General features: G+C 58.7%; 20 protein-coding genes and 1 tRNA gene. 13 read left to right on the forward strand and 8 right to left on the reverse strand.

The window, feature by feature from the left end:
• Positions 1-27: 27 nt before the first annotated feature.
• Both ntrB and ACVWZU_RS05745 read right to left on the reverse strand, forming a co-directional pair.
• Entirely contained in the window at positions 28-855 is an 828-nt protein-coding gene (gene ntrB / locus ACVWZU_RS05740; RefSeq protein ID WP_414387973.1) for a nitrate ABC transporter permease, read from the reverse strand.
• A gap of 472 nt (positions 856-1,327) precedes the next feature.
• A complete protein-coding gene (locus tag ACVWZU_RS05745; RefSeq protein ID WP_457443826.1) occupies positions 1,328-2,638 on the reverse strand; it encodes a CmpA/NrtA family ABC transporter substrate-binding protein in 1,311 nt (436 codons plus the stop codon).
• Positions 2,639-2,841: 203 nt separating this feature from the next.
• On the opposite strand from ACVWZU_RS05745, the gene ACVWZU_RS05750 reads away from it, so the two are divergent.
• From ACVWZU_RS05750 to ACVWZU_RS05785, 8 genes are all read left to right on the forward strand, one after another.
• A complete protein-coding gene (locus ACVWZU_RS05750; protein WP_457443828.1) occupies positions 2,842-3,939 on the forward strand; it encodes a tocopherol cyclase family protein in 1,098 nt (365 codons plus the stop codon).
• Between the two features lie 175 nt (positions 3,940-4,114).
• Positions 4,115-4,188 (forward strand) — tRNA-Arg (locus ACVWZU_RS05755).
• A gap of 118 nt (positions 4,189-4,306) precedes the next feature.
• Complete coding sequence (locus ACVWZU_RS05760) at positions 4,307-6,781, forward strand: ATP-dependent Clp protease ATP-binding subunit (protein ID WP_011432255.1); 2,475 nt, start codon at positions 4,307-4,309, stop codon at positions 6,779-6,781.
• A gap of 127 nt (positions 6,782-6,908) precedes the next feature.
• On the forward strand, positions 6,909-7,544 hold the full coding sequence (locus ACVWZU_RS05765; protein WP_457443830.1) for an ATP-dependent Clp protease proteolytic subunit: 636 nt from the start codon (positions 6,909-6,911) through the stop codon (positions 7,542-7,544).
• 17 nt (positions 7,545-7,561) lie between these two features.
• The gene (locus ACVWZU_RS05770; protein WP_457443832.1) at positions 7,562-7,837 is read left to right on the forward strand and encodes a hypothetical protein; all 276 of its coding nucleotides are present in this window, start codon (positions 7,562-7,564) and stop codon (positions 7,835-7,837) included.
• A 37-nt stretch (positions 7,838-7,874) separates the two neighbouring features.
• Positions 7,875-8,222 carry a Uma2 family endonuclease gene (locus ACVWZU_RS05775; RefSeq protein WP_414418101.1) on the forward strand — a complete coding sequence of 116 codons (348 nt, stop codon included), beginning with the start codon at positions 7,875-7,877 and terminating at the stop codon, positions 8,220-8,222.
• Complete coding sequence (locus ACVWZU_RS05780) at positions 8,170-8,781, forward strand: ATP-dependent Clp protease proteolytic subunit (RefSeq protein WP_011432257.1); 612 nt, start codon at positions 8,170-8,172, stop codon at positions 8,779-8,781. Before ACVWZU_RS05775 ends, ACVWZU_RS05780 begins: the two co-directional genes overlap by 53 nt.
• A gap of 107 nt (positions 8,782-8,888) precedes the next feature.
• The gene (locus ACVWZU_RS05785) at positions 8,889-9,191 is read left to right on the forward strand and encodes a hypothetical protein (protein WP_414357640.1); all 303 of its coding nucleotides are present in this window, start codon (positions 8,889-8,891) and stop codon (positions 9,189-9,191) included.
• Between the two features lie 4 nt (positions 9,192-9,195).
• On the opposite strand, the gene ACVWZU_RS05790 is transcribed toward ACVWZU_RS05785, so the two are convergent.
• On the reverse strand, positions 9,196-9,783 hold the full coding sequence (locus ACVWZU_RS05790; protein WP_011432259.1) for a chromophore lyase CpcT/CpeT: 588 nt from the start codon (positions 9,781-9,783) through the stop codon (positions 9,196-9,198).
• Positions 9,784-9,791: 8 nt separating this feature from the next.
• Here ACVWZU_RS05790 and ACVWZU_RS05795 point away from each other — a divergent pair, with 8 nt between their 5' ends.
• Positions 9,792-11,186: a malic enzyme-like NAD(P)-binding protein gene (locus tag ACVWZU_RS05795; protein WP_414522438.1), complete on the forward strand. Its 1,395-nt coding sequence runs from the start codon at positions 9,792-9,794 to the stop codon at positions 11,184-11,186.
• 100 nt (positions 11,187-11,286) lie between these two features.
• On the opposite strand, the gene ACVWZU_RS05800 is transcribed toward ACVWZU_RS05795, so the two are convergent.
• Positions 11,287-11,979, reverse strand: coding sequence for a putative CRISPR-associated protein (locus tag ACVWZU_RS05800; protein ID WP_457410954.1), 693 nt, complete (start codon positions 11,977-11,979; stop codon positions 11,287-11,289).
• Positions 11,976-12,233, reverse strand: a complete 258-nt coding sequence (locus ACVWZU_RS05805; protein WP_238376877.1) for a hypothetical protein — start codon at positions 12,231-12,233, stop codon at positions 11,976-11,978. Before ACVWZU_RS05805 ends, ACVWZU_RS05800 begins: the two co-directional genes overlap by 4 nt.
• A 57-nt stretch (positions 12,234-12,290) precedes the next feature.
• Between ACVWZU_RS05805 and ACVWZU_RS05810 the strand changes: the two genes are divergently transcribed.
• Together ACVWZU_RS05810 and ACVWZU_RS05815 are read left to right on the forward strand one after the other, a co-directional pair.
• Complete coding sequence (locus tag ACVWZU_RS05810; RefSeq protein ID WP_457443835.1) at positions 12,291-12,815, forward strand: hypothetical protein; 525 nt, start codon at positions 12,291-12,293, stop codon at positions 12,813-12,815.
• A gap of 372 nt (positions 12,816-13,187) precedes the next feature.
• Positions 13,188-13,859, forward strand: a complete 672-nt coding sequence (locus tag ACVWZU_RS05815; protein ID WP_414332122.1) for a DUF1614 domain-containing protein — start codon at positions 13,188-13,190, stop codon at positions 13,857-13,859.
• Here ACVWZU_RS05815 and ACVWZU_RS05820 read toward each other — a convergent pair.
• On the reverse strand, positions 13,856-16,054 hold the full coding sequence (locus ACVWZU_RS05820; RefSeq protein ID WP_457443838.1) for a caspase family protein: 2,199 nt from the start codon (positions 16,052-16,054) through the stop codon (positions 13,856-13,858). The genes ACVWZU_RS05815 and ACVWZU_RS05820 overlap by 4 nt on opposite strands.
• A 266-nt stretch (positions 16,055-16,320) precedes the next feature.
• A complete protein-coding gene (locus tag ACVWZU_RS05825; RefSeq protein WP_457443840.1) occupies positions 16,321-17,160 on the reverse strand; it encodes a CPBP family intramembrane glutamic endopeptidase in 840 nt (279 codons plus the stop codon).
• A gap of 249 nt (positions 17,161-17,409) precedes the next feature.
• Between ACVWZU_RS05825 and ACVWZU_RS05830 the strand changes: the two genes are divergently transcribed.
• The gene (locus ACVWZU_RS05830) at positions 17,410-19,353 is read left to right on the forward strand and encodes an ABC1 kinase family protein (protein WP_457443842.1); all 1,944 of its coding nucleotides are present in this window, start codon (positions 17,410-17,412) and stop codon (positions 19,351-19,353) included.
• Here the strand turns inward: ACVWZU_RS05830 and ACVWZU_RS05835 are convergent.
• Entirely contained in the window at positions 19,350-19,748 is a 399-nt protein-coding gene (locus ACVWZU_RS05835) for a hypothetical protein (protein ID WP_414330450.1), read from the reverse strand. The genes ACVWZU_RS05830 and ACVWZU_RS05835 overlap by 4 nt on opposite strands.
• Before the next feature lie 509 nt (positions 19,749-20,257).
• On the opposite strand from ACVWZU_RS05835, the gene ACVWZU_RS05840 reads away from it, so the two are divergent.
• Positions 20,258-21,148: a prephenate/arogenate dehydrogenase gene (locus tag ACVWZU_RS05840; protein ID WP_457443844.1), complete on the forward strand. Its 891-nt coding sequence runs from the start codon at positions 20,258-20,260 to the stop codon at positions 21,146-21,148.
• Positions 21,149-21,166: the final 18 nt, after the last annotated feature.

The following is a 21,166-nucleotide window of genomic DNA, read 5'->3' on the forward strand; positions in this document are numbered from 1 at the left end:
CCACATACTGACAACACATCCAACACATCATTGGTTGGCTATCTTGTTTTGCAAAACAGACATCAGGCGATCCAAAAGCAATCCCACCGCTCCGATGTAGATGACGGCAACGATGATCTCCGTAACGTAGTTCTGCTGGTAGGCATCCCAGATGAAAAAGCCGATCCCCGGCACACCCGACATCACAATCTCTGCGGCAATAATGGCCAGCCAAGATAGGCCAATACCAATGCGCAGACCTGTGAACATGTAGGGCAGGGCTGAGGGCAGCAACACCTTAAAAAAGAAGTCCACTTTGGAGAGCTTGAGCACTTTGGAGACGTTGATGTAGTCTTCCGGGATCTGTCTCACCCCCACAGCCGTGTTGATGAGAATGGGCCAAATTGAGGTAATAAAAATAACGAACAGGGCAGCCGGCTCATTGCGTTGCAAAGCAGCCAAAGATATGGGCACCCAAGCCAAGGGAGCTACCATGCGCAAAAATTGGAAAATGGGATCCAAAGCTCGGTTGATCCACACACTGCTTCCCACCAAAATGCCCAACGTGATGCCCACCAAAGCGGCACTGCAATAGCCGATGGCCACCCTTTGTAAGCTGGCCAAGGTTTGGCGCAGCAGCCCTTGGTCGAGGTCGCTGTTGCGATACAAAGGATGCAGGATCAGATATCGGCTGCGCTCATCCATCCACACATCCCAGGGCCCCGGCAGCCGAATTAGGTTGGCACTGGCCAAGATCTGCCAGATGAGCAGGAATCCAACAATACCCACCACAGGGGGGAGAATCTGATCTCGGTACTTCGCCAAATCGAGCTTCGCTGCCGAAGACTTTGCCGGAGAAGAAAGTGTCGTCGTCATAGCTCCTGGAGAGGATAGGGTTTTACAAGGTTCTCTGTTGTCGCGCTCTCAGAACATTCCAACCGCAGGGTTCTACAACGTGTTGGAAACAGAGCATGAACTGGGATTGGCCTTGCCTTTTCTTTGGATGGGCAAACACAGGGATTGCAAACTCAACAAAACTCTCACGACAATCAGAAAACTCAGGATTCCTACGGCTATTGAAAGGATGAGCTTGTCCCAGCGAGGCCGGGCCGGCCTCTCAAAAGGAGGATCCCTGAAGAGTTCGCGCGGAACGTGAAGTAGAGCCAACATAGCCGATCCTCAACATGGCATTTAAAGTTATTCAAAAAGTGCGAGGCTCATAGCATCCATCAACTTTCCATCGTTTGGGCAGAAAGCTCGGCACAGCTTTTTTCGACCTCGTGGGATCCCGCAGGTAGGCAGGATCCCTGTTGTGCAAGAGATGCGTCTGTGTTGGCCGGGGTTGATATTAGACCCTTTTGATTTTCAGGCTGTTCAGGTAAGCCTGCGGATCCTGTGGGTCAAACACCACACCGTCAAAGAAACGCTCTGTTCCCCGCGAGGTGTTGTTGGGGATGTTCTTCACCCCCAGTGCCTGGGCGGCCTCACGCCAGAGATCTTCACGGTTCACTTCATCCACCAGACGACGGGCAGTATCCAGATCGGTCAGGAAGCGAGCGTGGAAGCCCCAACGCAAGGATTCCGTCAGGAACCAAAGGTCATGGCTCTTGTAGGGGTAAGAGACGCTGCCCCGGCCATCTTCCCAGTACAAGGGCCCGGCATTGAAATCTTGAACAGCTGGCTTGCCGTCTCCCAATTCGTAGTTGCCTTGAAAGGGAGGGGTGAGAACTTCAACCGGCACATTCAGGTAGGCACGGCCCGAGAGAATGCGGGCCAATTCTTCGCGGTTGGCCGGATCGTCACACCATTGCTGCGCTTCCATCACCGCCATCAAAGTGGCTTGTGTGGCCCTGGGGTTTTGCTCTACCCAATCGGCGCGAATGGCCAAGTATTCTTCGGGGTGAAAGGGCCAAATCTGTTGGGTAAGGGCCGCGATGAACCCAATTCCATCCGCCACAATTCGGTAGGGCCAGGGATCCCCAGTGCTGAAAGCGTCCATGGTGCCATTGCGCATCCCCTGCACCGTCTCGGCAGAGGGCACCGTCAGGAGGTCAATGTCTTGATCCGGATCCACCCCCCCGGCGGCAAGCCAGTAGCGGATCCAAAAATCTTGATTGGCGTTGGGGAAGGTATAGGCAGCTTTGAACTTGCGCCCGTTGCTGGCGCTGAAATTTTTGATGTAATCCGCGGCTCCGGAGATATCCAGCCCCAAGCCCTTGCCAACGTGCATTCCGGCAATGGCAATTCCGTTCCCCTGGGTGATCAACTGACACAGAACTGCCATACGCACCGGCTGATTGTTGGTGATGGCGCCGATGTGGATCATGTGAGGCATCGGCATCTGCCACATGCCGCCGTCAATGCCCCCACCTGCCGAGCCAATAACCACATTGTCACGGGCTGCCGGCCAACTGGCCTGCTTCAACACCTCTACACCGGTCATGCCATGCTTGTCGAAAAAACCCTTTTCCTTGGCGATGATCAGGGGGGCAGACTCCACAATCGGTATAAAGCCTAACCTGAGATTGGGGGTTTCTGGGCCGCTGGCCTGGGCAACCCAGTAGCCTGTGCTGGCCCGTGCTAAGCTGCCACTCACGAGTCCACCCACGGTGGCCGCACCCGCAGACAGCAAAAAGTTACGACGTGACGTCATGCTCACCTCATCGAAAGGATATGTGAAGGCAAGATGGAAGCTTTCCGGTTCAAGTCGCCTGACCCATGGATTTCCTTCGTGAAATCTCAAGAAATCTTAAATCTCAGCTTGGTTGATATCCTAAGGGCAAATAAATATAGAAACAATACAATTATTATTTTGGTAAGCATAGACTTCCGTTTATCATTGTTGCGATGGCTTAGGTCTCAATGGCGTTTCCTCCAACGGCGGCTTGCTCTGGGCAAAACAACTCAACAGATTGGGGATCCCTGCCCCATGCCGGCTACCACTGGGATGGCTGCACAGAGCGGTTTTTTGAGGGTTGGTATAGCCGGGTAACGTTGCCCGGGGATCCGCCCATTAGCTTTGCCTTCATGTACGCCATCGATCCCAAGCGCGGGGGCATGGCGCAGGTGTTGGGGCCGGAGGAGGAGTTGCATTGGCGCACCTTCCCCAATCCCCGCCGCTTTTGGGCCCGCTCAACCCATCTGGCCTTGGGGCACTCAGGGATCCCAGACCCTGGCTGTCGCGGCCTTCAGGATCCCTTCACCTTCTTCCAGCGCACCGCCAGCGGCTACCAATACACCGCCCACCTCAATCAGGGGATTTTGCCGGATCCCTTGGGCTCTGAGCCTATTCGCTGGCTCTACCGCATTCAACCTCGTTTTGCCTATGGGATCCCACCCCGAGCCACCATGGGAGCCTGGTCTTATCTGCCCATCTTTGAGCCGGGCTGGCAGATCCTCATGAGCCATGGCTTGGCCACCGGCTGGGTGGAGTGGAGAGGCAGGCGCTATGCATTTCAGCAGGCTCCCGCCTACGCCGAAAAAAATTGGGGCCAAAGCTTTCCTCGCCGCTGGTTTTGGATCCAGTGCAACGCCTTTCCCCAGCATCCCGGTCTCAGCCTCACCTGTGCCGGAGCTGAGCGGCAGGTGCTCACCCGCCCCGAAGAAGTGGCCCTGATCAGCCTGCATGGGTGGGGATCCCAGCCCTTTTTGGAATGGCGGCCTGGGCAAGCTCATCTGACCTGGCAAGTGGATCCCTGGGGATCCTGGCGAATCCGGGGAGAGAGCGCCCTCTGGTGTATTCGGCTGGAAGGGCACACAGGACGGCCTGGCCAAACTGTATTCGCCCCTGGCCCAGAAGGGATGCAGCGCAACTGTCGGGATACCCTGGCAGGACATCTGCACCTGCAGCTTTGGCAGCGCAACGGCCAAGTCTGGACGCCGGTGATCAAGGCCACCAGCCCCCAAGCCGGCCTGGAAGTGGGGGGAGAAGTCCGGCAACCTTGGCAAGGGCAATGTTAACGCTGGCGGATATCTACACCCCCGTTGGACTTTCCAAAAAACGCTCTTGTGCTAGAATGCCTAAGCCACATTGATAGATGTCCATCTCTGTCTCCGGATAGTACTGGATAGTATCTGAGTAACTATGGACAGATAGTATGGACAGACAGTCAACCGTGGTTGGCCCGCCCCTTTTGCGCCTGTAGCTCAGTGGACTAGAGCACGTGGCTACGGACCACGGTGTCGGGAGTTCAAATCTCTCCAGGCGCGTTTTGGCCCCAGACAGCTTCCGTCTGGGGTATTTACCGTCCCTTGGTTTCGCCAGAACTTGTGCTAGGATTACCCCTATCAAGTCCGCCTTGATGCAGGCGTAGGGAGCCCGAGGATCATGTTTGAACGCTTTACAGAAAAAGCCATCAAGGTGATCATGCTGGCCCAAGAAGAAGCCAGACGGTTAGGTCACAATTTCGTTGGCACCGAGCAAATTTTGTTGGGGTTAATCGGCGAGGGCACTGGGGTCGCCGCCAAAGTTCTCAAGTCCATGGGAGTGAACTTGAAGGACGCCCGTATTGAAGTCGAGAAAATTATCGGTCGGGGATCCGGTTTTGTGGCCGTCGAGATCCCTTTCACTCCCCGCGCCAAGCGAGTGCTGGAACTCTCCCTAGAAGAGGCCCGCCAGCTCGGCCACAACTACATCGGCACTGAGCACCTGCTCCTGGGCCTGATCCGAGAAGGGGAGGGAGTAGCGGCCCGCGTCTTGGAAAACCTGGGGGTGGATCTGTCCAAGGTGCGCACCCAGGTGATCCGCATGTTGGGCGAGACTGCCGAAGTGACGGCAGGGGGGGGATCCTCCAGCCGCACCAAAACGCCCACCCTGGACGAATTCGGCTCCAACCTCACCCAACTGGCCCAGGAGGGCAAGCTGGATCCGGTGGTCGGTCGGACGCGGGAGATCGAGCGGGTGATCCAGATCTTGGGCCGCCGCACCAAGAACAACCCCGTCCTCATTGGCGAGCCAGGGGTGGGCAAAACCGCCATCGCCGAGGGTTTGGCCCAGCGCATCGTGCAGGGGGATGTGCCCGATATTTTGGCCGACAAGCGGGTGATCAGCCTGGATATTGGCTTGCTGGTGGCCGGCACCAAGTACCGCGGCGAGTTTGAAGAGCGCCTCAAGAAAATCATGGATGAGATCCGCAATGCCGGCAACATCATCCTGGTCATCGACGAGGTACATACCCTGATCGGGGCCGGGGCTGCGGAAGGGGCGATTGATGCCGCCAACATCCTCAAGCCTGCTTTGGCCCGCGGCGAGCTGCAGTGCATCGGCGCCACCACCCTGGATGAGTACCGCAAGCACATCGAGCGGGATGCTGCTCTGGAGCGCCGCTTCCAGCCCATCATGGTGGGCGAGCCGACGGTCTCCGAGACGATCGAGATCCTGTTTGGCCTGCGGGAGCGCTACGAGCAGCACCACAAGCTGAAGATCTCCGATGCCGCCTTGGATGCGGCAGCCAAGCTGGCCGACCAGTACATCTCCGACCGCTTCCTGCCGGATAAGGCCATCGATTTGATCGACGAGGCTGCTTCGCGGGTGCGCCTGATCAACTCTCAACTGCCCCCGGCGGCCCGGGAGCTGGATCAAGAGTTGCGGCGAGTGCTCAAGGAGAAAGACGCTGCGGTGCGGGCCCAGAACTTCGACAAAGCCGGTGAGCTGCGGGATCGGGAGATGGAGATCAAGCAGCAGATCCGCGCCATTGCCGCTGCTAAGAAGGCGGAAGAAAGCAGCCGCAGCGAGATGCCCGAAGTAACCGAAGAGGACGTGGCCCAAGTGGTCAGCGCCTGGACGGGGGTGCCGGTGGCCAAGCTGACCGAGAGCGAGTCAGTGAAGCTGCTGAACATGGAAGAAACCCTGCACCAGCGCATCATCGGCCAAGACGAAGCGGTGCGGGCCATCTCCCGGGCCATCCGCCGCGCTCGGGTGGGGCTGAAAAATCCCAACCGCCCCATCGCCAGCTTCATCTTCTCCGGCCCAACAGGGGTGGGCAAAACCGAGCTGACCAAGGCTTTGGCAGCCTACTTCTTCGGCTCCGAGTCGGCCATGATCCGCCTCGACATGTCGGAATACATGGAGCGGCACACGGTCAGCAAGCTGATCGGATCCCCGCCGGGGTATGTGGGCTACAACGAGGGAGGTCAGCTCACCGAGGCGGTACGCCGTCGCCCCTACACGGTGGTGCTCTTCGACGAGATCGAGAAGGCGCACCCGGATGTGTTTAACCTGTTGTTGCAGATCCTGGAGGATGGCCGCCTGACCGATGCCAAGGGCCGCACGGTGGACTTCAAGAACACCCTGATCGTGATGACCTCTAACATCGGCTCGAAGGTCATCGAGAAGGGCGGCGGCAGCCTCGGCTTCGAGTTCAACACCAACGACGAGGATGCCAACTACAACCGCATCCGCAACCTGGTGAATGAGGAGCTGAAGCAGTACTTCCGTCCGGAGTTCCTCAACCGCGTGGACGAGATCATCGTCTTCCGGCAACTGACCAAGGATGAGGTGAAGCAGATTGCCGACATCCTGCTCAAGGAAGTGTTTGACCGCATGACGGAGAAGAAAATCCGCCTTACGGTCAGCGACCGCTTCAAAGACTTGGTGGTGGAGGAGGGGTATAACCCCAGCTACGGGGCACGCCCGCTGCGCCGCGCCATCCAACGCCTGCTGGAAGACATCCTGGCGGAAGAGATCCTGACTGGGCATGTCCGGGAGGGATCGGAGGTGCTCATCGATGTGGATGAGGAGCGCAAGCCCAAGGTGCTGGTCACGGAGCCGGAGCGGGTTCTCTTGCCTCAAGGGGCGGAGTAAAGCTGGCTTTGAGAGGTCCTCAGACTGCAAGGGATCCGTTGGGATGCTGCGGATCCCTTGTGGTCCTCAAGTGTTGTTTTTCTGGTGTTTTTCAGTTGAACAGACCCAGGCGTAGGAGATCTCTGGCATGGTGCAATCGACCTACTACTACTATGGCGGCGCTCCGGTTCGTACCCCGCCTCCGGATTTGGCTTCGCTGCTGTTGCAGGAGCGCATTGTCTACCTGGGCTTGCCCCTTGCGGAAGAGTCGAATGCCAACGTCACCAAGCTGATCATCGAGCAACTGCTGTATTTGCAGTACGAGGATCGGGAGAAGCCGATCAAGATGTACATCAACTCGACGGGCACCTATAACTACGACACGGCAGCGTTTGCCATCTTGGACACCATGAACTACATCAAGCCGCCTGTGCACACCATTTGCATCGGCAATGCGATTGGGATGGCGGCCATGTTGTTGGCTGCAGGGGCCAAGGGATTTCGGGCCAGTTTGCCCAATGCCACCATCGTGCTCCATCAACCCTACGGTGGCACCCGCGGACAGGCCAGCGACATTGAAATTCGCACCCGCGAGATTCTGACTTTGCGCAACATGATGCTGGAGCAACTGGCCCGCAGCACGGGTCAGCCCCTGGAGCGGATCAAGAAGGACACAGAGCGGCTGTTTTTCATGACCCCAGAAGAGGCCAAAGCCTACGGCCTTATCGATCAGGTGTTGACCAGTTCCAAAGTCTTGCCGAGGTTGGCAGCAGCCAAAAACTGAAGCAGAGGGATCCGTCCATGGTTCAAGTTCCCGTACAGCCTTTAACGGCGGAGGAGTACCTCCACCTCACGGACTGGCCTTATGGAGGACGGATTGAACTTGAAGACGGGTCTATTCGGGAAGTGCCAACCGAGGAGCGCATCAACACCCTCATTGAGCTGTTTCTGATTGCGGAATTGCTCAAGTTTTTGCCCATCCAACGCCTGAGCTTGGGCCAAGTTGAGGTCGAAGTGCCCGCAGCCAAGGCTCGGTTTCGCAATCCAGAGGTGATGGCTTTGCATCCCGCTATGTGAGCTTGCTGGGAAACGGTTGCGGAATCCTTGCCTGCACATGCCCCTGCCGCTGTTGGTGGTGGAAGTCGTTTCCCCCGGAGTAGACAATGAAAAACACGATTATCAAGACAAGCGCAAAGATTACGCTGCCCGTGGGATCCCGGAATACTGGATTGTGGATCCAGCCAAGCAGTCCGTTTCCGCGGTGCGCTGGGTTGGCGGAGAATACGAAGGCGAGGTCAAAACTGGATCTGGACGCATTGTTTCCTCGGTTTTGCCCCAGCTGGATTTGAGCGCGGAAGATATCTTACAAGCGCGTCGTTCTGTGTTTCATACTTTGCCAGGAGAAACTTATGCCGATTGGAGTGCCTCGGGTTCCCTACCGTTTGCCCGGCGAGCCCTATAGCCAGTGGATTAGCCTTGACGATCGCCTGTACCAAGAGCGGATTTTGTTTATCGGCGAGCCCATTGACGATAGCTTGGCCAATACCATCGTGGGGGTGATGCTCTACCTCAACTCGCAGGATCCGCAAAAGGACATTGTGATGTACATCAATTCTCCCGGTGGCTCTGTGACGGCGGGCATGGCCATCTACGACACCATGAACCACATCAAGCCAGATATCGTTACGGTTTGCGTGGGCCAAGCAGCTTCAATGGGAGCCTTTTTGTTGGCTGCTGGCACTAAGGGAAAACGGTTTGCCCTGCCCCACTCCCGCATCATGCTGCACCAGCCTTCGCTGGGCACGATCCAAGGCCAAGCCAGCGACATTGAAATTCGCGCCCGCGAAACTCTGCGAGTCAAACGACGCATGAACGAGATCTTGGCGCAAACCACCGGCCAACCGCTGGAGAAAATCGAGCGGGATGTGGAGCGAGACTTTTACCTCTCGGCCACGGAAGCTCAGGCTTACGGCATCGTGGATCGGGTGATCCAAGAGCGCTCGGAAGCCATGGCCAGCTAAAGGGATCCCCCCCTTTCCCCCAGCAACAGGTCGAGGGGTTGGGAAAGGTTGGGAGGGATCCCTTCAAGGGGTGGAGTTCAGTGGACAACGCTAGGAGAACCGGTCGGATGGGCCAACGGCTCTGGAGTGCAGGACTGGGCTGCTGCGCGGGTCTGCTGCTGCTTTGGCCGGAAGCTTGGGCACTGCCCCCTGCCGATGAGATCCCGGAAGAGGTGTTGCGGGCCCAGCCCGACTTGCGGGCTCGCTCTCCGGTCGATAATCAGCCCCTCGCCGCCGCCGAGGCTCTGGAACTCCAGGAAGCCTTGGCAGCTCGGCCCGAAACCGGATCCGTCTCCCCCGAGGTGGAACGGCTGATCTTTTTGCTCAGGCTGCGCAAAGGATTTCGAGATCTGTTTCCCTTCCTGTTTTGAAGGTTCAGACCTGAAGAGGAGCCGGTGGGATCCCTTTTTGGTAACGGTAGGGTCCGGCGCGGGATCCCCAGGTTTGTTGGCCAGTGGCGGCGTCAAAGCCCCGATCCCAGGTGATGAATTCGCTGGGGGTGAGGTCGAACTCGATGTGGATATAGGTGCTATCCCCGGGGTTCAGACGACATTCTCCACCTGGCAGCATTTCGCCGTGGTAGCAGTCTGGGCGCTTTTCCACCAAAATGCGACAACCGGGCAAATGCTCCAGGTCGGCCAAGGAGAGCTGCGCCAAGCGCTGCGGATCCTGAGAGGCACCTGCCCAAGCTGCTTGATCCCGCAATTTGTAGTTCTCGATCCGCAAGGGATCCCCCAATACCTGGAGCACCCGGCTGCGATAAAACTGGCCCGGCGTGTGCTGGTTAAATTGCTCGGTAAAAAAGCCGATCCCCTCCGAGAACAGGTGGGGAAGGCGCACGTACCAAAGGCTGACCGGCACAAACCACACCGGCTCTGCCATCGCCTGGGTGCGGTTGCTGTAGTAGCCCTCCAGCCAGTTGGCCAGGGTGTGCAAGTCGGAAGCGGATTTTTCGTCTACCATAGGGAGCTATGACAAAACTTACCCCCAGCTCTAGCTATAGCATTGCCCTGCGCATTCGCCTGCTCAACCAGCCGGGAGCCCTAGCCCGCGTCACCCAGGCCATTGCGGAAGTGGGAGGCAGCCTCAGCCAGATCGATCTCATCCACCAATCGGCAGCAGAAACGGTGCGAGAAATCTGTGTAGATGCCGTCAGCAGCGAGCATGCTCAGCAAATTTACGCCGCCGTTGCCTCCTTGGCCAATGTGAAGGTGGAGCGGGCGGTGGACCGCACCTTTGAGCTGCACCGCGGGGGAAAGCTGCAGGTGGTGGCCAAAAGCCCCCTGGAGAGCGCCGCCGATCTGGCCATGGCCTACACGCCGGGGGTGGGGCGGGTTTCCCTAGAAATTGCTGCCAACCCCGCCGCGGTCTATGAGTACACCATCAAGGGCAACAGTGTAGGCATTGTAACCGATGGCAGTGCGGTGCTGGGCTTGGGGAATGTCGGCCCGGAGGCAGCTTTGCCGGTGATGGAGGGGAAGGCGGCGCTGTTCAAGCGCTTTGCCGATATCGATGCCTTTCCTCTGTGCCTGGCCACTCAGGAGGTGGGGGAAATTGTAGAGACGGTGGTGCGCCTGGCGCCGGGATTTGGCGGCTTTAACCTGGAAGACATCAGCGCCCCTCGCTGCTTTGCCATTGAGTCTCAGCTCAAGGCCCGCCTCAACCTGCCGGTGTTTCACGACGATCAGCACGGCACCGCCATTGTGGTGCTGGCGGCGCTGCTGAATGCCCTGAAAGTGGTGAAAAAGAGCCTAGACGAGGTGCGCATTGTCCTCAACGGGGCCGGGGCAGCCGGCATTGCCGTGACGCAACTGCTGCGGCGGGCCGGGGCAGCCCACATCCTGGTCTGCGACCGCCAAGGGATCCTCAGCCGCTCCCGTTCCGATCTCACCCCCGAGAAGGCGGCCATTGCCGTCGAGGAGAAGGGATCCCTGGCGGAAGCCTTGGTGGGAGCGGATGTGTTTATTGGGGTGAGCGTGGCCAATGCCCTGACAGTGGAGATGGTAGAAAAAATGGCACCGGATCCCATCGTCTTTGCCCTGGCCAACCCGGTGCCCGAGATCCAGCCGGAGCTGGTGGGCAATCGGGTGGCAGTGATGGCCACGGGCCGCAGCGACTACCCCAACCAAATCAACAACGTGCTGGCCTTTCCCGGCGTGTTTCGGGGAGCGCTCGATTGCCGCGCCAAGCAGATCAACACCGAGATGTGCCTGGCTGCCGCTCAGGCCATTGCGGCTTTGATCCCACCTGAGGATTTGGATCCCCAGTGGATCATCCCCTCGGTCTTCGACGGGCGGGTGGTTCCTCAGGTGGCCGCTGCGGTAATCCAGGCTGCCCGCCAAACCGGCGTGGCCGGGATCCCTTGAGGGCTACCTAGGGCACCAGGTGACAAGCCACAAAATGCCCCGCGCTCACCTCGCGAAAGGCCGGGGGTGGATCTTGGCCTGTTCCTTCCCTGGGGGAAACTCACACCAGACGACCCAAGCGCTCCCGCAACTCAGCGGCGGCCTGCTCCAGGTGCTCAGGGGTGTAACCGGTGGTCTCTACCCTGACAGCAAGGTGGGTGTCCTGGCTCTGGTGGAGATGGATCCACAAGATGTGGCGGCCGTCCTCTGTTTTGCGGTTTGCAGCTTTGACGCTGTTTTTGGGGGCAGAGTAAGCGTGCGGGTCGTAGCGGACCAGATCCACCCAGGGAATGTCTCGCAGGAGTTTTTCCACCTTGACCCAGCTGCGAGGACGGTGGTGGCTGCTGTCGACCTGCAGCTGGATGACTTCGGAGCGAGGTCGGCCTGAAAAGGACTCCGTCCCGCTGGCGCGATAGGACTCCGTCCCGCTGGCGCGATCGGGAAGACCTGCCCGAGGGATCCGGGGCTGAACTTCCGGCTGTAGGTAGGGCAGGTAGACCAAAGACTTGTATTGCTCATGGATGTAGCAAACTGGGATCCCCAATTGGCTGCCCACCACAGCCATGATCATGGCTTGGGCTTTGAACCCACCGGTGGCGGCAAAGGTGACGATCCCCTTGGCGCTCTCTGCCAACTGTTTCAACAGCTCGGCCATCCGCTCCAGAGAGGATCCCTCTAGCTCGTAGTCGATGCCGGGAAGGGGCACCAGAGAAACCTGTTGTTGGCCCAGTTCTCTTTCAAAGAAGAGCTTCAAAATCCGGGCACACTCCAGCCCATTGCGGAGTGCAGCAGAACCAAAGCATCGCCGGGGGTGGGATCCAGGCGGTAGTAGGTGTTGGTTAAGGACTCCGTCCCGCTGGCGCGATCGGCGCTGATCAGCTCCAGATCGGTTCTTTTCATCCAGGCCAGCGCTTGCTCCGGATCCCCGATGGTTTTTTGTCCCACCCAGGGGCGCTGCGGCTGCAGATCTTTGTCAAGGTTGGTGAGCAAGGAGGTGCCCACAGTCATGATGATGGTCTGCATGATAGGCGGTTAACTCAAATTTTTCGAGAGCTCTGTCTTGCTTTGCGCCCAGAGCAGCTGGACTTTGCCGATTCTGCTATCTTCTCTGATCGCGCCAGCGGGACGGAGTCCCATCGCGCCAGCGGGACGGAGTCCCATCGCGCCAGCGGGACGGAGTCCTTTATCTTCTCTAAGGCCCAGAACCTTCACCTCTACCTCTTGCTCCACCGAGAGGGAGGGTTCCCTTGGGGTGAGCTTGATGTCGGGGCCCGAAATCTGGAAAGTAACTTCGTTGCCCTTGATGTTGGTGATGGTGGCCTTCAGTTTTTGACCAATCTGGAAGCAGGCTTGGCGGGCCCGCTGTTGGGTCTAGTCTTGTGGGTATTGGTTGTTTTGCTGTGGTCTGTCCTGCTGGGGCTCGTTTGCCGCGCCTTGGGGAACGGCGTCCCTGCGACCAGAGTGGCTGTTGGGCTGGGATCCCTGGTGTGGCGGAGTCTCGCCAGCAGGCATCCCCCCATTCCCGTAGTAGCGGGCCAGCCAGGCTGCCTAGCCCAGGATCTGCAGCACCTCTGCCGGCCTGTCCCGTAGGGCTACATCTTCAGAGACTACCGCAAGTGGAACATTCATACTGAACAGTATCTGCGCGACCTTTGCTTCGAGACTGTTGAAGAATCTAATCACATCAAAATTCGGTTTTATGGAGATCCGCGCTATCAAATCGTTATGGCTAAAACTCCTGGCGACTGGAGGGCTGGCCGCAATATTTCAAGGACTCCGTCCCGCTAACGCGATCGGGATATTCGCAACCTCATTTTTGGCCTTTGAGATCCTGAAACGAATAAAGTTTAGTTGCAAACCTATCGCGCCAGCGGGACGGAGTCCTTACTTTCTCAGGGGGCACGCAGCTGAGAAAAGTTGAACCGAGTCCTGATAGGCTGAAGAAAAGTTGGGATCCCTGCCATGTTCTACCTGCCGGTCTCGCTGCTGTTGTTTTTCATGCTGGTGTTGCTGCTGCCTTTCCTCTGGCTGGGGCTGGCAGTGGATGTGGTGGCGCTGGCGGTGGGAAAGCTGGGGTTCTCGCGGGAGGGAGCGCTGTTACTGCTGCTGGCCATCCTGGTGGGCAGCTCGGTCAATATTCCCCTCTATCGAGTGAAATGCGAGGTGACGCTGGTAGAAGACCTAGCTAGCTTGTGGATGCGGCAGTTTTGGGGGATCCCTTTGACCAAGCTTTCCCAGGAGACGGTGATTGCCTTAAACGTGGGCGGGGGGCTGATCCCGGTGCTCTTGGCCCTATACCAATTTGGGCGGGCCGATAGCGTGCTGATCCTGGCGGTAACGGCGCTGGTAACCTTGGTCAGCTACTATGCTTCCCACGTGGTGCCGGGGATCGGCATTCAAATGAACCCCTTGATTGCCCCGGCTACGGCAGCCTTAGCCGCTCTGTTTTGGGCAGGGGATCAGGCGCCAGCGGTGGCCTTTGCCGGCGGGGTTTTGGGTACCCTTATAGGGGCGGATCTCCTGCACTTGCCGGAGGTGTTGCGGCGCAATTGCTCAGGCATTCTCAGCATTGGCGGGGCCGGGGTTTTCGATGGTATTGCCCTCTGTGGCTTGTTTGCCCTGCTGCTGAGCTAAACCAGCAAATAGGTAAGGGAAAGGGTGATGGATTGGGCGGGATCCAGCCAACGCAAGTCGGGATCCCCTAAGGACTCCGTCCCGCTGGCGCGATCGGAGGCACGCTGAGTCAACTCCTCGAGGAGCGTTTGCGTCCATTCCAGCGGCCCATTGAGCAACATCGGCGAACGGGCTACCCCCAGTTTGCGGGCCATGGCTTTGAGGGCTTCCAAGCTGGCGGACAGGGGGCGAGTGCTGGCCACAAACAACAGCTCCGTCAGCCCTTGGGCATGACAGGTGAGCAAGTCAGAGCTCACAGCAGAGCGCAGCTCGCCATCGACCTCCGGCAAGGGTGGCAAAGTTAAACTGCTCTTGGCTTCCAAGCGAAGAGGTGTGGTGAAGTTGTCCTGAGGCAGGGGGGCCAGCAGGTGCAGTTGTCCGGTCGGATCGATCAGCAACAGGTAGCCGTAGAGATCCTGCTCGCTGTTGTTGCGAAGGGTGAGATGCAAGGGATCCCCTCGCGTAAACCGCTGCATACCCACCTCAGCAGGAGCGGAAGTTGCGGACTGGACAAGGCGTGCCGCCAACGAGGGAGCTAAGGACTCCGTCCCGCTGGCGCGATTGGCAGCTCTACCTTTGACAGCCAACTCCGCCACCACCGCCAAGGAAGAGGAAACCGCATTGAGAGTGGTGCGCAAACGTTTGGCAGCCAGCAGATGGGCAAGACGGGGAGCTAACCGCTGGACGGCCATTGCCGCAGCCTCTCCTGCTGGGCCACAGGAATTCAGGAGCAATTCTCGCCCCGGCCAGAACAGGCTGTAGCTGTTCACTTCCAGGGGTTTGAGCAGGGTATCCGACCGTTCGCGGCAGCGGGACGGAGTCCTAAAAGCAGTGGCCATTTCCGGGGTGATGCGGCCCAACAAACAGTCCACCTGTCGCTCGCGGGGGTTGGCCGTTTCCATCCAGCTGTAGCCGGCAATGGCATTGGTCAGATCCACCTTTTCAATGCGGCCCAGGTTCTCCTCTAGGCCAACCAAAAGCTTGAGCGTGCTGGAGAGGCCGCGCAGCTGCTCCCGCAAAGGTGTGCCCACAGGGGGAAGCTGCCCTTCCGGACTGGCCATCTGAACCTGAGCCAACAGCCCACTGCGAGAACGCATGAGCAGCGGCGTCGGCGAAGAGGCGGAAGGATCGGCGGGAATGGGAACCAAAAGAGTACCCGGCTGCAAACCACACAGGGCCGCCGATGGGATCCCGCCTAACCACACCTGAGCCCGATTTCCCTTCACTTCTTGAACTACCCCGCTGACCCCTGCCGGTGTGGGCATGAGAAAATAGGGGTGGATGTGTCGAGCAGTGTCTTTGCCTTCCAAGGTGGGGCGTTGGCAGGCGAAGAGGCCCAGCTCCCGCCGGCTGACCACCTGGTTAAAGGCCGCCAGCAGACGAGTGGCAGGCGTGGTTTCCCACAGGTACTGCGTCAGCAGATAGGTGAGTACCCCAGCATAGAATCCTGGCCAAGCGGCTTCTGCTGCCAAGTCTTGCGGGGTGGTGGCCGAAATCAGCAAGCCCTTGGGCGGAGACGGCCAAACCCGCTGCGGCTCCGATCGCGCCAGCGGGACGGAGTCCTTGGAGTCCGAGATCGCGGCTGGGGGACGGGAACGCAGTTGCAAGTTGCCTCGCACCGACGGCGAGACATAGGTAAAGCCACAGTCCAGAAGGGTGGTGATCTGGGCAGTGCCCAAGCCTTCCAAAAGCCGGAAAAAGCTGTCTAGCTCCATTGCTGCCACTCCCTCAGAGCCAGACAACAGCAGCACCGGCTGCCAACAGTTGGGCGCGGATCCCAGCCGCCACTGGCCATAGCCGCTAAACTGCACCACTACCGTTTCAGCCGTGTGACCTTGACCCCCCAAGTGCTCTGCAAAGGCCGATTGGATCCCAGCCGGCGTGGCTGCCCCATCGGTAAGGGTGAGAATGTCTGCCGGGTCAAAACCAAAGCGATAGAGGAGTAGCTCCCGCTGCAACTCCACATCTGTCAAACACCCTTGTAGCGCGGATCCCTCGCCAAGGTAGCGGTTAATACCGATGAGAACAGCCAGCTTGCGGGAGCCAGCCGCCAAAGCTTGCCCATATCGCTCAGCCCGGCCCCTCAACCAGCCAGGGGATAGGCCAAGACCGGCAGCAACCAGGAGGAGTTTTTGCAGAAAAGACCGCCTTTCCATGTTGACCCTCTGGGCTGACCCCCGGCCCAACGACTACCCCATCGGCCAGCGAGCCACAGCTAAACTTTGCACTGGAATCTGTTGCTGCCTATTTCAGGATATCCCCATCCACACAGCTTTTTCCCGAGATCGAGTGACAGTTTTTGGCGTTTTCTTTGCATTCCTTATCAGTCAAACCTCCGCTACTTCCCATGGGGATCCCACGGCAGCGCTCTTCTGTCAGACAAGTCCGTCAGACAGGAGGGAAAGTGTGAGGAAGTCAATACTCAGCGGTTCAGGAAATAGGGCAAGCAAGCCCCACGCTCCGGCCAATGGAAGCGGACGAAGGGAACCAAAATGAACCCAGCTATCCCCAGACAGAACAGGCCAAAGTAGAGGTGGAAAGCCCCGACTGGATCAGCTGGTTCCATCCTTCCCCCTCCTAGGGATCCCAGCGCTAAAGCCAAGAGATTGTTCAAGGCATGAGCCAAGACAGGCAAGGTCAGGGAGCGGGTCTGCAGGTAGAACAGGCCCATCACCAGGCCGAACACCGTCAACCCGACGGGGTTGGGGTGCAGCAGGCCAAATACCCCAGAAGAAGCCAGCAGACCTCTGGAGAGGCCCCACTTGAGGCCCCAGCGGTGTAGCAAGATGCCGCGAAACAGCCACTCCTCCGTTATGGGGGCCACCACCCCAATCGAGAGCCAGCGCAACCCCTGATACATCTGCGGCCAGGCCGTTTCCCTATCCTCTTCCCCCAGTGAGTGCAGCATCGACTCCGCCAGCTCTGGTGCAAGCCAAGATATCAGGTAGATCATCAGTAAAGTTGTGCCGATGGAGAGCACTACCAAAGCCGGCACCACCCACAGCAGGGATCCCCAAGGAATAGCAGCCCGCCAGTTGCCCCACAGCCGTCTCATCTGCAGATGGGCTTGCTGCCCCCGTCGCCAGCTCCAGATACAGGTGAGGACAAATGTAGCGCAATAGACAAAGTCGGCCAGCAGAGGATCGTCAGATGGGAGATGAAACAGCTGGGCCAAGGCGATGGCTCCCAAGCCTACCCCCAGGTTGATCACCAAGAAGGCCAACAGCACGTGGCGCGCCTTAAGGGCTGCAAATCCGGTCACACTCGGCTCGGCAGGCCGTAGAGGGGGAGATCCAGACACAGAGGCAGAGATCGCGGTTTTCCCATTTTAGGTTTGGCGGGGATCCCCGTAGGTGGGCTGCTGTCACCTTCTCCGGGAGAGGATGAAGATCCTTTTCTGAAGGTTTGGCCGGCCTTTTCAAGCCCAATCGAGCAGGCCGGTGGCCGCCTCCAAGAGTCGCCAGGCTGAGCCAGCAAGTTAAGATGTGTTACGGAATCCGTTGGGGCATCTATGGGCGCAACACCGTCAACACCGGTAGTGACAACAGCAGCGAGGCAGCATAACTTGGGTTCCGCAGCGGCGGACTCTCCGGTTATGACCATCCCGCCAGCAAATCTGGGAGTGGCACCGGAGTTGAGCCTGCGTTATGACCCAGAACAGTTGGCCAAGCAATATCGAGGGCGCTGGGATCTGGTGGTGCGGCGCCTGTTTCAGTTGATCACCCCCTTTTTGGGCTTGTTGGCCTGGGTGTTTTGGGATCGCTGGCGGGGAGTAGAACTGAAGAATCGCCCGAAACATGCGGCCCGGCTACGGGAGATCCTCACGGAATTGGGGCCGACAGCCATCAAAATCGGCCAAGCCCTCTCCACCCGTCCCGATCTGGTTTCGCCCCTGTTTCTGGAGGAACTGGCCAAACTGCAGGATGAGCTGCCCCCCTTTGACAATGCCATCGCTTTTGCCCTCATCGAGTCGGAAATCGGCAAACCCGTAGACAAAATCTTTCGAGAAATCAGCCCCGAGCCGATTGCCGCCGCCAGCTTGGGGCAAGTGTACCAGGCCTACTTGCACAGCGGGGAGAAAGTCGCCGTCAAGGTGCAGCGGCCCGACTTGATTGGGCGCATCTCTCTCGACATGTATATTGTCCGCAGCCTGGCCGCCTGGGCCAAACGCACTTTCCGCCGCATCCGCAGTGACCTGGTGGGCATCGTCGATGAGTTTGCCGGGCGCCTCTACGAAGAAATGGACTACACGCAGGAGGGCCGCAATGCCGAGCGGTTCCTGGCGCTGTACCGTCACCCCTCCATCTACGCTCCCAAAATTTACTGGGAGTACACCCGCACCAAGGTGCTGACGATGGAGTGGATTGATGGCATCAAGCTGACTCAGGTTGACAAAATCGCTGCTGCGGGGCTGGATGGACGGCACTTGATCGAGATCGGTGTCAATTGCTCCCTCAAGCAGCTTTTGGAAAATGGCTTTTTCCACGCCGATCCCCACCCGGGCAACCTCTTGGCCATGTACGACGGGCGGCTGGCCTATATCGATTTCGGCATGATGAGCACCATCGCGCCCCATCAGCGCTACGGCCTGATCAAGGCGATTGTGCATTTGGTAAACCGAGACTTTGCCGGGCTGGCCCAAGACTACGTGGACTTGGAGTTCCTGGATCCAGATACCGACCTGACTCCCATCATCCCTGCTCTGGAAGCTGTCTTCGCCGAAGCGATGGGCAAATCGGTCTCCGAACTGAATTTCAAGAGCATCACCGATCGGCTCTCGGGGGTGATGTACGATTTTCCGTTTCGAGTCCCTGCCTACTACGCTCTGATCATCCGCTCTTTGCTTACCCTAGAAGGGATCGCCATCGGCCTGGATCCCAACTTTAAGGTGTTGAGCGTGGCCTATCCCTACGTGGCTCAGCGCCTGCTCACCGACCCGGCCCCGGAGCTGCGCGTATCTCTGCGGGAGCTGCTGTTTAACCAGGGGCAATTTCGCTGGAACCGCCTGGAGAACCTGCTGCGCAACGCCGTCAACAGCGAGGATTTTGACCTGCAGGGATCCCTGGAAAAGGCCGTTGATTTTATCTTTTCTGAGCGGGGCGCTTTCCTGCGGGAGCGCCTAGTGGATGTGCTCTTCTCCAGCTCGGGATCCCAGGGCGGCTCAGATGGCTTGGCTCATTTGCAGCGTCTGTGGGAACTCCTCAGCAGCAACCCAAGCTTTCAGCCGCTGCAGCTTCTGCCGATTGTTGCCAAGGTGGCTGCCAAACCGGAAGCTCAACAACTGGGCCGTCAATTGGCCTCCCGCTGGTTGCAACGCTCGGCAGCCCGCCTCATCCGCGACCTGCTATTGCCGGATACAGAAAAGCCCAGTTCACCCTCTTCCCTCAACGGGCGTGGCGGGATCCCTGGGCCGACAACCTCTGCTTCTACCGCTCAACTTCCCCTTCCGGCCTAGCTCAGGTGCTCTTGGGGGGCAGTATCGCTGTTGGGGTTAACAGAGGCCAGAGCCAGCGTAATCCACTCGGAAAATTCATCGCGGCGGAAAACCTGGGGGCGGGAGCGGGGGCCAAAACGCAGCAGGCTGGGCATGCCGTGCTCCTTGAGTCGAGACTGTAGCCAGGTGCCCACACCGGTTTTGCCATCGTTGGGCATTTCGGTTTGGAAGTCACTGTACATCAACAACAACTGGCTGCGAGATTGGAGCACCGCATTCTCTTGAATTAACTTCGGCAAGGAGAGATGGGTGGCTGAAACTGCCCCTTTGCTCCCTTTGGCCGATTCACGACGACGGTCGCGCGGGCGCGGGTTAGTGCTTTCACGGCTCTTGCGGGTTTTGGGTTCACTAGGCATAGAATCTCCTAAACGACAGAGTGCTCCCCAACGGGGGTTAAAGCGGGAACTCGCAGGCCAAAAGCCGAGCCCGCTGTGAAAGTGGCTCGATGGGTACAGTTCTGGAGAATCGCTGAGAAGAGGGACACCTGCTCTTGAGTAAGCGAAGAAGAACTGCGCTGAGCCGGCACGAAAGGCTGGGATCCCTTCGGCGCAACAGCAGTCCACAGCGGGCCGAGCTCCTGCCAATACATCCAAGGCCTGCCCTTGTTTTTCCTGTCGGAGGCCAGTTTGGCTACCACGAATCCGCAGGGCAAGCAAGCCCGGATGTTACCCCTATATTGACTTAAAAATGGACAAGTGGACAGTCCCTGGCCGAGAATTTAGCTGCTGCGGCGGGAGCTTCGGAAGGAACTAGGCTTGCCCGCCGGTGGCGAGTATCGCTGAGCTACGGGAGCAGCCTCCTACTACACCTGGAAGCGGTTGTTGGTGGTGTCCAAAAAGGAGTTTCACTGGCTTACTGAGATACTATGCGCATTGCCATTGTCGGGTTGGGGTTGATTGGCGGATCCCTGGCCCTCAAACTGACCGAAAAGGGATATCCCGTCTGGGGGATAAGCCGCAACCCGGCCACCTGCAAACAGGCTCTGGAACGGGGCGCTGTTCAAGGCTGTGGAACCGAGTTGGCCCAGTTGGCTCGCTTTGATCCGCAAATGGTGCTGATCTGTACCCCTCTGGAGCAGGTGTTGACCACGCTAGCCGCCCTGGTGCCTTATTTGTCGGCAGAGACCGTGGTGAGCGATGTCGGCTCGGTTAAGCAGCCCATCGTTGCTCCGGCAACCGAATTGTGGCCCTGGTTTGTGGGGGGGCACCCCATGGCCGGCAAAAGCCTGCAAGGGATCCAAGCGGCAGAAGCTGACTTGTTTCGGGGGCGGCCCTACGTGCTCACTCCCATCGCCGAGACCCAACCTCAGGCTCTCGATGCGGTGAAAGAACTGATTGCTGCTGTTGGCGCAGAAGCTGTCCTCACGGATCCCGCCCGCCATGACCGAGCGGTGGCCTGGATCAGCCATTTGCCAGTTATGGTCAGCGCCAGTTTGATCGCAGCGGTTAGCCAAGAAGGGGATCCCGCGATTCTGGAATTGGCCCGCACTTTGGCCAGCAGCGGATTTCGCGATACCAGCCGTGTTGGCGGAGGGATCCCGCAATTGGGTTTGGAGATGGCCCGCCACAACCGACAGGCGCTGCTGACTGCCCTGCACAGCTACCAAGCCCAGTTACGACAGATAGAGCGGTTGATCGATGGCGAAAAGTGGGACGAATTGCTCCGGGTGCTGCAACGAGCTCAACAGGAATGGCAGCAGTTCCCGGTCAACCATCCTCGCGAAATTCTCCACAACCTGGGCGGTGGGAATGGATAGCAAAGATATCTTGAACGG

This window comes from Thermostichus sp. MS-CIW-26, assembly GCF_054059115.1.